At 40.0% G+C, this 12,816-nt stretch carries 12 protein-coding genes; 2 read left to right on the top strand and 10 right to left on the bottom strand.

Translation table 11 applies throughout. The annotated features are described in order from the left end of the window. Window positions 1-10: 10 nt before the first annotated feature. The 10 genes from tssA to tssB all read right to left on the bottom strand — a co-directional run bounded on the left by tssA (window position 11) and on the right by tssB (window position 9,873). Complete coding sequence (tssA, locus tag QE177_RS01995; RefSeq protein ID WP_280551096.1) at window positions 11-1,090, bottom strand: type VI secretion system protein TssA; 1,080 nt, start codon at window positions 1,088-1,090, stop codon at window positions 11-13. Between the two features lie 11 nt (window positions 1,091-1,101). Beyond that, on the bottom strand, window positions 1,102-1,404 hold the full coding sequence (locus QE177_RS01990; RefSeq protein ID WP_280551095.1) for a PAAR domain-containing protein: 303 nt from the start codon (window positions 1,402-1,404) through the stop codon (window positions 1,102-1,104). A gap of 12 nt (window positions 1,405-1,416) precedes the next feature. Then, on the bottom strand, window positions 1,417-2,001 hold the full coding sequence (locus QE177_RS01985; protein WP_280551094.1) for a hypothetical protein: 585 nt from the start codon (window positions 1,999-2,001) through the stop codon (window positions 1,417-1,419). Window positions 2,002-2,031: 30 nt separating this feature from the next. Next, complete coding sequence (gene tssI / locus QE177_RS01980) at window positions 2,032-4,011, bottom strand: type VI secretion system tip protein TssI/VgrG (RefSeq protein ID WP_280551093.1); 1,980 nt, start codon at window positions 4,009-4,011, stop codon at window positions 2,032-2,034. An 11-nt stretch (window positions 4,012-4,022) separates the two neighbouring features. Beyond that, a complete protein-coding gene (gene tssG / locus QE177_RS01975) occupies window positions 4,023-4,964 on the bottom strand; it encodes a type VI secretion system baseplate subunit TssG (RefSeq protein WP_280551092.1) in 942 nt (313 codons plus the stop codon). Continuing rightward, the gene (gene tssF / locus QE177_RS01970; RefSeq protein WP_280551091.1) at window positions 4,955-6,760 is read right to left on the bottom strand and encodes a type VI secretion system baseplate subunit TssF; all 1,806 of its coding nucleotides are present in this window, start codon (window positions 6,758-6,760) and stop codon (window positions 4,955-4,957) included. Before tssF ends, tssG begins: the two co-directional genes overlap by 10 nt. Window positions 6,761-6,767: 7 nt before the next feature. Further along, the gene (locus QE177_RS01965; protein ID WP_280551090.1) at window positions 6,768-7,214 is read right to left on the bottom strand and encodes a GPW/gp25 family protein; all 447 of its coding nucleotides are present in this window, start codon (window positions 7,212-7,214) and stop codon (window positions 6,768-6,770) included. 100 nt (window positions 7,215-7,314) lie between these two features. Next, window positions 7,315-7,809, bottom strand: coding sequence for a type VI secretion system tube protein Hcp (locus tag QE177_RS01960; protein ID WP_180558949.1), 495 nt, complete (start codon window positions 7,807-7,809; stop codon window positions 7,315-7,317). A gap of 37 nt (window positions 7,810-7,846) precedes the next feature. Then, the gene (tssC, locus tag QE177_RS01955) at window positions 7,847-9,328 is read right to left on the bottom strand and encodes a type VI secretion system contractile sheath large subunit (RefSeq protein ID WP_280551089.1); all 1,482 of its coding nucleotides are present in this window, start codon (window positions 9,326-9,328) and stop codon (window positions 7,847-7,849) included. Window positions 9,329-9,333: 5 nt separating this feature from the next. Then, entirely contained in the window at window positions 9,334-9,873 is a 540-nt protein-coding gene (gene tssB / locus QE177_RS01950; RefSeq protein ID WP_280551088.1) for a type VI secretion system contractile sheath small subunit, read from the bottom strand. A gap of 715 nt (window positions 9,874-10,588) precedes the next feature. Between tssB and QE177_RS01945 the strand changes: the two genes are divergently transcribed. Both QE177_RS01945 and QE177_RS01940 read left to right on the top strand, forming a co-directional pair. Continuing rightward, complete coding sequence (locus tag QE177_RS01945; protein WP_280551087.1) at window positions 10,589-11,245, top strand: hypothetical protein; 657 nt, start codon at window positions 10,589-10,591, stop codon at window positions 11,243-11,245. 352 nt (window positions 11,246-11,597) lie between these two features. Next, window positions 11,598-12,758 carry a hypothetical protein gene (locus tag QE177_RS01940; protein WP_280551086.1) on the top strand — a complete coding sequence of 387 codons (1,161 nt, stop codon included), beginning with the start codon at window positions 11,598-11,600 and terminating at the stop codon, window positions 12,756-12,758. Window positions 12,759-12,816 lie beyond the last annotated feature (58 nt).

Genomic DNA, 12,816 nt, shown 5'->3' with positions numbered 1-12,816 from the left:
CCCACTTAGATTAATTTTCTGACCCTTTAATCACTCTCATCATATCCCTTAGTGTCGAATCGTTATCGACTAACATTTCCGCTAACCATTGCGCTATTTCCATATTTGCCCAACTGGCCGCCCGTTCTAATAAATAAGGGACTGGGCTGGTCGGTTCATTACTACGAAAATATTGTGCAATGGTTAACATCTGCTCTATCGCCTGTTTTCTATTTTCCAGGTGCGAATAGGGGCGGTTGAGTGATGGATTATTCAATTGTGTATCACTATCTGTTTTGATTTGCTCATGCTGCTGTTCTTCAACTATCGCTTGTGGCAACCGATCTTGATAAAAGCGGGACAATAAGCTTTGCACTTCCTCTACCTGGCGTAAGCTATCACTCATAACAATGACATTTTCACCACAAAAATTTTTCAATATTGTCTGTAGCGTCAGCAGCGAGGTTTGTAACGTCTGAATTTGCTCGAGCAGATGATTGACATGGGATGACGACGTATGGCGAATACTCTCTTCACAATCAGCTATACCGAAATAACCATCATCCTGGAGCGGCTTTCTAACTTCAGTATTAACAGCAACACTATGTTCATAATGTTGTACTCGAGCCCACTGCCTAACATTCAACTTACCGTCATCAGTCAGTGGCCAATCCTGCAATAGGTGACTTAATCGATTATCTAACCAATTTAATCGCGCTAGTCGGATATCCGGCCCATAGCCACCTTCTTCTTCATCCAATTTAGGCCAAAGTATCGGCCAAAATGTTTCACATAAACGGCTAATTAATGCGACACCAACCGCCATTCCCGCCAAACCATGCAATTTAGCTTGTGCTTGGGTTAACCAGCAAGCTATCTGTAAATCTTTGCTATGCTTTTCCAACACTTCAGTACAAAGCAGCGAAACTTGACGCCAATCGGTTTGCCGAACTTCACAAGACCACATATCTTCTAGCTGTAGATCATCATCACTTTCTCGTGCCTGATTTATCTGCTCAAATATCGGCTGGTATTCAATGTTTTCTCCTGCCGGTAGCTCATCAGAGTGCTTCAACATCAAGCGATCAAAGTCAAGTACTGTCAGCTCCATGTTTCTCTCCATCAAGCAATAATGACCAAGGGATAACCGGTGGTAATAACGCCACCATGAGCGCACAGATCACCTAATCGAGCGGCCGGGCGACCACCAATTAACACCGTTAAACTACCCATCACGACAGTATCTGGCGGCCCAACACAGACCAACATTGATCCTATGGTGGCGGCAGGTAAACCACCGATTAAGACGGTCGGTACGCCCGGGGGGATAATTGGGCCACCAACATGCGGGATCGGCGGTATAGCGGGTGAAACCATTGGGCAAACATGTAAATCACCCGTTCGTGCAGCAGGCATCATTGGCATCGATTATTCTCCTTATGTAGTCGTTTCCTGATAAAAATAGTTCTTCCGACCGAGATCAGTATCCGGTGTCAATTGGATCAAATATCGTTGAGCTAGCATAAAAAATTGCTCGACATATTTATCCTGCAACACGTTATCATGGCTATAAAAATGTAAGATTAGACACAAAACACTGGCTAACGCTTGCGTTGCCTGCCATGGAGAAGCAGTAACTGCATCCAAGTCAGGCGCAGTGACACTGCCTTCACTCAGGAAAATGGATAGCACCAACCCGGCAATCGGATTATCAAACCCTATCGCCTCTGCTTGTTCAAACAGTTGATGACGGAGTTGATCGCCACCACGTGAGCGCCAATCTCTGGCATGTTGTAATAATATTCTCTGTTCTTGCACCAATTCACGTTCATAAACGTGGCCAATAAATGCCAGAGCCAAATCAAGCGCCTGACGATATGGCAGCATAAACACGGTATAAAACACCATATCGGTCCATGCGGCATCCTCACGTAAAGCCTGTAAATTTTGATTATGAGAGGCAAATGGCTGTAATATTTGCTCCGCTACAGGCGATAATTGACAGTGTTTTAGCTTTACCATGATGGCTCCCTAAGATTAACAACCGTGCTATTAACCAATTTTGGTCAATAACCCTTTTAACATCGCAATGGTTGAAGCACTAATCTGTACCACCAGACCGCTGAGTTTTGTCATACCATTACTTTTCAGCGTTAACATTCCGGTTCCTTCCACTGTGGTGCTAGCGGCCGTCATTTTCAGCATCCCGTCACTTTTTATATTGATTACCGGCCCCTTTACAGTGATACCGGCAGGCGTAATCGACAATGAACTGTTTCCCACACGCAACTCAATTTTCTGTTTGGCAGTAATAGTGCAAGCTTGTCCTGCCGAGATGTCGACTTTGCCACCTTTAGCATTCAAACTGTAATTGCCACTATTGAGTAATGTGACAAAGTTTCCTTTATTGAGCGTATGATTTTTATTACCTTTGCTTAACGTTAAACTATCGTTGCCTTTATCAATTAAAACATCCTGTTTTCCTTTGATCTCCCATCGCACATCTCGCTCAATAACGGCGGATAAATCGTTATTTGCCTGCCATTGCAAATCTTTTTGCGAGTGAATTAAAATAAATTCCTCGCCTTTTTTATCCTCAAAACATAATTGATGCCCCTGCTCAACATTGCCTTTTCGACTACTTCTTGTTGTAAGGCCACTTTGGGTTTTTTGCTCAGGTAATGAAAAAGGGGGCATTTTGGCACCATTCATCACCGTACCTACCACAATCGGATAATCAGGATCACCATCCACAAAACTGACTAATACTTCACTACCAACACGGGGTAGGAATTGCGTACCAAAGCGAACACCATTACCCAATTGACTAACGCGGATCCAACACGAACTGTTATCATCTTTCTTATGTTCTTTGTCCCAATGGAACTGGAGCTTTATTCGGCCCATTTCATCAACATGGATTTCCTCCTGGGCAGGGCCAACCACCTGAGCAGATAACACTCCCGCAATACTTGGACGTTGTTTTGTCAATGAAGGACGCCAAGCTTTATCTGCCGGCAATAAAGTGACTCGCGATGAAAATTGTTGTTCATGACTATCCAGATTACTTTCTGCCACTAACTGTTGCCCGCTAACAGCATAATTACCATCAACAGCAGGATCACCTTGCAGGGTAAATCTCTGGCCAACTTGCAATGCCGGATAGCTATTTACTGCTTCTAGATATCCCGCCTGCGATTCCCACTGCTCCATATATAAAGCGGCGCGCGCATTTAATTGTTGTTGTTGTTCAAGTCCGGCAAAATCATAGATAGAGAGCTTATCATTGACGGCATAGTCACCACGGGCTTTAGCACTGGCAAACACCGGTACCGCGTTTTTGATATTGTAACCGCTCATTTCTACACTAGCCGGGATCACCTTGCGGCTAGCACACCAGGCTCGCAATCCCATAAATTGAGGCTGACCACTTAATGTTTGATAAGGCAATGTTGATAAGGGCGCGCGCGAAAAGGCACTAGGATGATCAGCCAACACTAATAGATGCTTATCTTTTTCATGACTGAAATAATAAAAAATACCGGCCGAGGCTAATTGACGCATAATAAAATCAAAATCTGACTCACGGTATTGCATACAAAATTCACGTTTTGGATATGAATAACTCAAATTTAACCGAACATCGCTAAAACCGCGTTTTTTTAATATATCGCACACCATATCCGGCACATTAATGTCCTGATATACGCGTGAATTGAGCGTACTCATTAACAAAACTAACCAAGGCTCTAACTGCGCTTTATAACGATAAAGTGCTTCACTATGACCACTTTGCTGTAGTTTGGTGATCACACCATGGATATAACGAGCATCCCGCTTGTCACCAATCCTTAACCCCTGCGGATGACCGACATAACTTTGCAAATCAGCAAATTTTTTGTCTGAATAAAGCTCTAGTGTGAACAAATAGGGATGAGATAAATACTCCGCTCCTTCAACTTTACTTAAGGCGGCACTATCACCCATGGCGCCCAGCAACTGTAAATATCGATTATTTTGAGCTAATAACATAATATTCTGTTTTAATTAATCGGTGTTATATAAAGTCTGGTAGCTGCTGATCGAGCCTCATTTCCCAGATAACCATGTTTTCCTAAATTAAATTGACCATCTAATGTTATACCCGTCCCCTTAAAGGCCACTAACAGTTCTAAAGAAAAGCTTAATATGCCGCCGGTGAATAAAGCGATCCGCTGGTTCAACTGACTATAAACGTCGCTATTGGACAGAAATTTTTCCCATTGCTGAGATTTTGAGTAGGTAAATTGGATCAGAAAATGGGACTGAATATCCCAAAAATATTGTCCTATGACCGGGGCTTCACCTAAACGACAACCACCTAAAATAGCCTGATATTCAGTTGTCACCTTCCGCCAACAGCCATAAAATGGCTGGATTTTAACAGCCAGTTGAAATTCACGTTGCAGCAACCGTTCCAAATTGACTAAAGAACGTACAGATGTCGACAATAAGCCGCTCATATCTGCCGCCGGTAAGTAGGCCATTTGTTCGGCAGATAAGCCGGTCACTGCAGCAATAACAGCAGGTAACTGTCGCTTAGTATTTAATTCAGCATCGACATATAAGCGATATTTCTGCCAGGCTTGAAAACGTAAACTCAGCAGACGATGATTGAAGACATCAAGAAACGCTTTAGCCGAATCATCACCATAACGATAACGCCGATCAATCAACCATTCGGTATAACGTAACGGCAAAGCACCATGGGTGCCCAATAAACCAAAATGGTTGACGGCCATACAATAAGTTGTCTCCTCTGTCGTTGGCTCATCAACCGTAAGACTCTCAACTTCCCGCTCTGGTGCATCTAAGGTCAATACCGATTCAAAACGTACCACATCATCAGGTAAGCTCACCTGACGTCCTTTTCTAAGACACTTATTTAATAGACGACGCACATTTTGGTAAAAACTACCACCGAGCAGGGAAAAAGTCATAGCCATACCCTTCTTCCGCAACGCCTAGGCCAACGCTTGACACTATGAGTAACACCGGATAAGCAAGTAACGACTTGGGTAAAACTATTGATTGGCGCGTACAGCGCAATAAATCTTTCTAACACACAGCAAAAGAGATAAAAATCAACAAACTCTTCGGCTTGAGATTGGAATGTCAGCGTCACCTCCAGCCCTTTGGCAAAAGAGTAGGGATCAGCCGGATCTAACCTGACAGATATGGGATTAATCGTGATACAACTCAGTAATGCTATCAAACGCGATACCGCCATATCATTCTGTAAATTATATAGCTCTAGCGTTTCTCGTAGTCGTTGCGCACTTTCATCCTGTGAAAGTAACATATGATTAAGATTGAGCTGTGCCACCATCCGCCAATTTTGCGCAGCATCTAATTGTGGCCGTAATGGCGGTCGTGGGCGGATTAATCCGATAACTTTTACACCGGGTAACGCAAACTCAGCATCAAAATCGCCCTCTGAATTGCCGTTACTTAATTTCTGTGGTAAGTCGCGATTAGTGCACATAATTTTTAACATCACGACATCTACCGCCGGAATATGACGCTTACCACGCAAATCTGCAAAGCCAATAAAGGTATTAATACCTTGATCATTTGGCAGCATTGAGGCTCTTTGAGTTGTCTGCCAATATAAAGAGGGTATGCCTCGCTCTTCATGATGTTCAATACCAAAGAGCGCTTTTACTTTTATGCTGCTGTTATGTTCTTTTTCTTTACTGCGCTGAAAAACTTCTACCGATCGAATATTATAAACTTCCATACTTAAAGGACGGCGCGCATCAGGTTGAATAAGATATTCACTTTCACTATCCGATAAGGTCAGTGGCTCAGCCTGATGAGGAAATAAATTTACTATCGGACTACAGTTCATACGAAATGTTTCGACATTAACTTTGTCACAATTGCGTTCAAGGCGGCGTAAAGTGTGACAATCTTTTAACCGAAAGCGATAGTGAAACTCACCAGACAATAGCTCCCATTTCGGTAACGGTAATTCAACAAATAAAAATCTTTCTATCAAACTAAAATAGTCACGTAATAAATGATGAACAGGGCTGATAGCCATATCATCTGCACAGAGGCAGTCTGCTTCTTCAAAGCCTATCGCTTGAATCTTATCGGCGGTTGTTGTTACCGGTTGTTGGTCAACATAACATTGCCATTCATCGATCTGAGATAATAAAAGCTCATATAAACTATGCGTAATCACTGGTGTGCCATGTAAATATAAACGAATAGATTGCGCTTGAAACTTGGCACCTGGCCAGGTGATAAAACGTAACGTTAATATAAAATTTCGATCATAGGGATCTTGTTTAAGTGATGCTTCACATAAATCGATAGGTAAGATTTCTACCGGATAAACCGTACGGAAACGACAGAGCACATCACCGACTGGCTTAGCAGTTAAAAAACTGTGGCGAGGAACAGATAAAACGCCCGTTATACCAGAAGTTGCTGGCTCAGGCTGAAATTGTACTAAAGAGACGGATGGCACTTGGCGCATAAATTGGGGCGCTAATATCTCCATCATGGCATTATTCAATTCAGGCATATCTTCATCAATTTTCTGATGAATACGCGCTGTTAAAAAAGCAAAAGATTCCACCAAACGTTCAACATGTGGATCTTCAGACATGCCTTCCGCTAACCCTAATCGACGCGCAATTTTAGGAAAACGACGCGCAAAAGCCACCCCATATTTTCTTAGATAACTTAATTCTCGGTTGTAATAGTCTAAGGTTTTTTGTGGTAGTAACATGAAATTGTTATTCTCCCCAAAAAACAGAGTAGCTATAGGCGACACTACTCCAGCTGACAGAAAAAACGATGCGCTGCCCCCAAAATAGTCCTTGCACCCAAAAAATAATATTTTCCGGCGAATTGTTTTGTAATTTTATGGTTATGTCTTGTAAGCGCGGTTCAAATAGCACCAGAGATTGATAAATATTTTTTCTCAGTAATTCAATGCGATCATCATGCAAAATATCGACGTCAACCACGTCAATCACGCCATAATTTAATATTGAACGCTCAAGTTCATCATAAACATCTAAGCTGCCTGACAGAGGGCGTGATGAAAATAACATATTTAAATCAGAGACCAATGAATCGATCGCAGCTTGTCGCTGATTATTTTTTATCTCAAACTCTTCCTCATGCGGGAAATCATCATGTAAACGATATAAGAACGATGGTATGGCTTGTGCTTGCATTTATGTCCCCCTCCCGATGAGAAAAAATAAGCCTTTAGTCAGATAACAAGTTGCCGGACTTGTGAGCCCGCAACTTGTTTAATTCAAGCGGCAGTGAATATTACTGTTTAGTATTTTGCAGTAGATCCCAACCTTCTGGCCCTACTTTATTACCTTTCTTACCATCAGCATTGAGTGGTGTGAAAGTCCATTTGATTTTAGAGAACACAATCGTGAAACTTTCATAGGGATAGCCGCCTTCCTTTTCCGCATTCTCAGAAATACTTGAGATCATGCATTCATCCATTTCCAATTCAGCATAGGGATGAAGCTCGTTCTCAAACATGGTACAAATACTGAGTTTGACATTTTTTAAGAAATTACCCTGTGCAACGGCAGACAATAATTTTATTGAGCTGACATCCATGACTTTAGTACAATGTATATAACTGAAATTCGCCGTTCCTTTATTCAGTTTTCTTACCCCACTCGAAGCGATTTGCGCATTGTTAGAAATACCAAAATTAACACTGCGCAATTCAAGCCAATCTTTGTGATTCTTATCTGTACTCTCGCCTTTAATGTCACCTAGATTTAAGAAAATACCTGTACTCATAACAAATAACTCCCTTCACTTTATTATTAAAAAATACTTATGCAGCCGATGATGGCGGCAAATCAGCGACCAAACGCAATGACATGCTTAAACCTTCCAATTGGAAATGCGGACGTAAATAAGCCACTGCGCGGTAAGTTCCTGGTGAGCCAGGTACTTCAAGCACTTCAATCCTGGCTTCACGCAATGGATGACTCGCTTTAATTTCGGCGCCAACAGTATCGGAGCCAACAATATATTGGTTGATCCAGTTTTGTAGATAAGTCTGACACTCAGTGCGTGACATAAAACTGCCCACTTTATCGCGTACAATGACTTTCAAATAATGCGCAAAACGCGACGTCGTCATGATGTACTGCAATTGCGTGGATAACTTAGAATTGGCATTCGCTAATTCGGTTTTATACTTCCTTGGTTTATTCGGTGATTGAACTGAGAAAAAAGCGGCATAATCCGTTCCTTTGTAATAAACCAAAGGAATAAAACCCATTTCGGCTAACTCTTTTTCACGTCGATCGGAGATAGCAACTTCGGTCGGACACTGTAATTTTTTTTCACCAGTCACTGAAACGTAATGATGAGTTGGTAATGCCTCAACTAATCCACCGCCTTCAATACCCCGAATAGCGGCACACCAACCATATTGCTCAAATGCTTTTACCATACATCCAGCTAGCGAATAGGCAGCATTGACCCATAAATAACTATTGTTATTATCTTCTTCAATTTGTTCTTCAAAACAGAATTGCTCAACCGGAACAGTCTTTGCACCATAAGGCAATCGACCAATTACATGCGGTATGGTTAATCCAACATAGCGAGAATCATCAGAATCGCGAAAACGTTTCCAACGCAGATAATCCGATGTCTCCAGCAGTTTTGACAGATCGCGGGGACGGGGTAATTCACTGAAATCATTTAAGCCAATCATGCCAGCACTAGCCGCACTGAGAAATGGTGCATGAGCAGCGGCGGCAACATGAGATATCTGTTCTAATAGATACAAATCTTCTGGCGTATTATCAAACTCAAAATCACCGACAAAGGCTGAGAAAGGCTCACCACCAAAAGTACCGTATTCATTTTCATACACACTCTTAAACAACATCGATTGATCAAAATCAGCGGCCGATTTAAAATCTTTGACTAACTCGGCCTTGGTAGCATTAAGCATAAGAATACGCGTATTATCCGTTTCACTCTTATCCAGCAACCCTTTTAGCCCAGTCCAAGAAGACTCTAAACGTTGAAATTCAGCATGATGTAAAACTTTACTCAATTGGGCAGATAAAATTTCATCAATCGCGGCAATACGAACTTCAATACTGTCAATCAAATCACCGGAAACAACTAAAGAACCGGCAGTGACTTCAGACAGAAAGTGGCCTAACTGCTCCTTTACTCGTGAACGATCTACATCTCGCCTTACTGCTTGCGTTGCATCAATAATTTGTTCCAGTAAATCACCAGTAACTGCCGGTTGTGGTGGTGTGCCTTGTTCTTGTGAAAGCTGTTCCATTGCGTTTATTTCTCCCCTTGATCAGTTTGCGGTGCATCTGTCTTTGGCGTTGTATCATCTGTCTTCGGTTCGACTTCAGCTTGACCGGTTGAAGAAGCCTTTTGTTGCTGCTCAGTCATAATTTCTGCTAAGCGATCGCGCAGTTTTTCATTACTCAGTGCCCGCCCTTTTAGATCGCTTAATTTACTGCGTATTTCTAATAATTGGCGCAAGGGCTCTATTTGCTGCGCTAGACTTTCTGGCGAAAAGTCTGCTATCGATTTAAATTGCAAATCGACATTCAGATAACCTTCTGTTTCCGGTAAAACACTTTCCACTTGCAGGGAAAGTGAGGGTGTTAAGCCTTCCATCACCGCATTAAAATTATCTTTATCGATATGCATAAAACTACGTTCACGCATTGGTAATGATTGTTCGGAAAATTGACCAATCACACCAATAACCAAAGGCAATTCTTTTTCTTCGACATCACCACCCAGTTCAACATCATAAGTAATCTGAACGCGAGGAGGCCTTACTCTATTAAGTTTATGTTGTGTATTCATTGTGCTATTACCATAAATATAAATATTGGGAGGTGGATAGGATATGGATACACCACCAGATAAAATCAAAAAGCGATAAATTAATTATTTCTTATTTCATTGATATTATTCTTAGCAAACACTTTCTCATTTAATTTTATTTATCAATTAACTCTTTAGTTCAGAAGATCGCATATTCTGTAATTATAAACAATAATTTTAATCACCACAAAAAAGCAAAAAAACAAATAACAAGTTGTTTTTTAAATAAAATTTAAAATAATTATGCTGCTATTTTCGTACTAGTCACAAGAGCAAAAAAAGTCATTTCTGACTAGTCAAAAATAATTAAATAAAATTATCTTAGCCAATAAAAAGATAGTACTATTTTAAATTAAACCTTATAGTTAAATGCCAATAATAATTTTATAAATTATTATTGTTAATAAATTACAATAAAAAAATAATAAAAATATATTTCCACTATCTGAGGAAAATAATATTATTTATCCAGAATAATAGCTAAATAAATATAATACAGAAACATAATCAAATATTAGCAAATAATAACTTTATATAACTAAACAACCGTAAATAGGATGTTGATTATAACTATTTAAGACTAATAATTTTACTATATCCACATTATCTGTTGTAGAGTTTTTAAATCATCAGGACAGCAGAAATATCTTTTTATTTAAGTACAAAACCCAAAAAAGATAAATAGGAACTGGCAATGCATAACTATAACGACCAATTTAAATCTAACCCCCTACAGTTTATCGCCAATAATACAATAAACAACATTATTTGGTTTCAAAGAGCTTTCTCTTCTGCCGGCACATTGGAACAAAAAAAATGGATTGAAGAGTGTGATAAGAATAAAAAAGCATCATTCGATTTACAAATTCATAATAAGCAGCAAAATACCTTTGAATTAGCATTATCCAATCCGCACTTAAATAATGGTAGTGCTATTGATGCCTATTGGTGTCCATTTAATCAAGGAACAGAATATTGTGGCTTCGTTGATGTTCCGCGTATTAATCCTATACACAACTTTATTTTTACCCCAGCAATGAACGGTTGTTCTTTAGATATAGCAAATTCGCCAATCAGTGAAGATAAAGACTTTATTCGTGTTTTTCATAATCAACATCCTAATAATACAAAAATAAACGCCTTTATTAGTGCCAATACCAGTGACAGCAAGCTTATTCATACCTTCAGTTTTGCCCAATATGGTACGCTCAACCATCCAAATGCCTTTAATTTTATGTTTTACAGCCATTCAAGTTGGTATGTCATTAGTCAACCGCAACAAATTGACATGTTAACCCTTAACGTTACATTTCGACCTAATTCAACGTTTATTTGCCAACCAGTGACTTAATACCTGCTATTTACAAAATAGCATTAAAGGTATTCCAGCTAAAAAAGAATTAGCAAAAAATTTTTATTTTAGCTTAAAACTTATAGCAGAATAACGTTGTTAAACCATGATGTCCTCGAGCCAATATATTTGTAATGTATTCGCATAGTTATTAAATAAAACAAACAATCTCCCAGTAAAAGCCATTCTTAGCATTCTTAAGGATGACAAAATGCATTTTGCAAAAATATGGCTAACGACAACACCTTGCTCACACAAATTAACCATTTGTTTATATCGCGCTGATGGGCATCTTTATCTGCCATGGATAACCATCATTATGATCTCATACTGACTGATACAGGATAAAAAAATGTCTATATTTACCCTATTTTTTTGTGGTACTGGTTCAAATCGCAACGACAGTACACCGAATGCTGTCATCGAGGATAAAGATAAAAATGGTGCTTGGATTTTTCATGCCGGTGAATTAATTTCCACTTTAGCAAAAAATATGGTTGCACAAGAGTTTTATAGTTGGACTATTGTCGATGGACCGGGTAGTGGAAATTTACAAGAACAGGAAAAATGGGTAAAACCTGGTAACCATCATAATATTATGGGACAACTGCTTGGCAAGGGATGGGAAAATAACGTCGCACATGCGCTGGCTGTGCTGAAAGCGGATCCTTCGTTCTTTGCTCAACAACCAGGCTACATCGCGCAAAAAAAACAGTTCCAGATCCGCACCACAAATAGTCAACCCATCGAGGTGGTTAATTTAGTCGGCTGGAGTCGTGGCGGGGTAACCTGCCATATGATGGCAAATGCGATGGCTGAAGATCCTAAATTATCTCATATCAAGGTTAATATATTTGCCATCGATCCTGTGCCAGGTTTATTTCAGTTTGCTGAACATCGCACCAAGATTAAATTCAATGTCCATGACTATTATGTGGTCTATGCTCGCCATGAAGCCTCACTGGGTTTTACACCGGTCATGACCAATAATTTAGATGTTAGCGGTAAAATTGCCTTTTATGCTATGCCTGGTCGCCATGCGACTGTTGTAGGTAATGGGTCAGAAACCGGTGACAATATATACAATCAGCCAACAGATTTTACCGAGCCTGGCAAAATTGTTCGTTGTTTAGTTGAAAAACAATTAACATCTTGGGGGGTTAAACTTAACAATACCCTCTCGTTGACTGATGAAGAAATGTTACAATATTACGATATTATGTTAGCTGATCTGCCCAAATATCAGCTTATGAGCAAAAATGTTTACACCGTAAGAGACTATTTTTCTGCTGAGCGGAAAGTGGGCAATGAAAGTCAAAATAAGAAATGGTCGCAATTAAACATGTTAGCATCGCCTAATTTTAGTGGTAAGGATATTTTTATTAACCAACACCATATGAATTTATTTATTAACTACCAAAGTAGAATGCGTTTAAACGAGGCAGATATGGCTAAAAAATTCCCAACAACCTGCCAGTTGATAACCAAATTACCACCTACTTTTAACCGCTAGCTGATTTACCTAGCTTGGTTTTCCTAATAGAGCGGTGTTCAAAAGAAAGAAAGCATGG

Origin of the sequence: Arsenophonus sp. aPb (genome assembly GCF_029873475.1) — a bacterium.
Taxonomy (GTDB): domain Bacteria; phylum Pseudomonadota; class Gammaproteobacteria; order Enterobacterales; family Enterobacteriaceae; genus Arsenophonus.
Note: the sequence above shows the minus strand (reverse complement) of the source record. Positions and strands in the feature narration are given on the sequence as shown.

Bases quoted from the DNA above. Each gene is read 5' to 3' on its own strand.
- tssB (WP_280551088.1), bottom strand. From the start codon at position 9,873: ATGAATACACAACATAAACTTAATAGAGTAAGGCCTCCTCGCGTTCAG.
- tssA (WP_280551096.1), bottom strand. From the start codon at position 1,090: ATGGAGCTGACAGTACTTGACTTTGATCGCTTGATGTTGAAGCACTCT.
- tssF (WP_280551091.1), bottom strand. From the start codon at position 6,760: ATGTTACTACCACAAAAAACCTTAGACTATTACAACCGAGAATTAAGT.
- tssC (WP_280551089.1), bottom strand. From the start codon at position 9,328: ATGGAACAGCTTTCACAAGAACAAGGCACACCACCACAACCGGCAGTT.
- tssI (WP_280551093.1), bottom strand. From the start codon at position 4,011: ATGTTATTAGCTCAAAATAATCGATATTTACAGTTGCTGGGCGCCATG.
- QE177_RS01940 (WP_280551086.1), top strand. From the start codon at position 11,598: ATGTCTATATTTACCCTATTTTTTTGTGGTACTGGTTCAAATCGCAAC.
- QE177_RS01960 (WP_180558949.1), bottom strand. From the start codon at position 7,809: ATGAGTACAGGTATTTTCTTAAATCTAGGTGACATTAAAGGCGAGAGT.
- QE177_RS01945 (WP_280551087.1), top strand. From the start codon at position 10,589: ATGCATAACTATAACGACCAATTTAAATCTAACCCCCTACAGTTTATC.
- QE177_RS01985 (WP_280551094.1), bottom strand. From the start codon at position 2,001: ATGGTAAAGCTAAAACACTGTCAATTATCGCCTGTAGCGGAGCAAATA.
- QE177_RS01965 (WP_280551090.1), bottom strand. From the start codon at position 7,214: ATGCAAGCACAAGCCATACCATCGTTCTTATATCGTTTACATGATGAT.
- QE177_RS01990 (WP_280551095.1), bottom strand. From the start codon at position 1,404: ATGCCAATGATGCCTGCTGCACGAACGGGTGATTTACATGTTTGCCCA.
- tssG (WP_280551092.1), bottom strand. From the start codon at position 4,964: ATGGCTATGACTTTTTCCCTGCTCGGTGGTAGTTTTTACCAAAATGTG.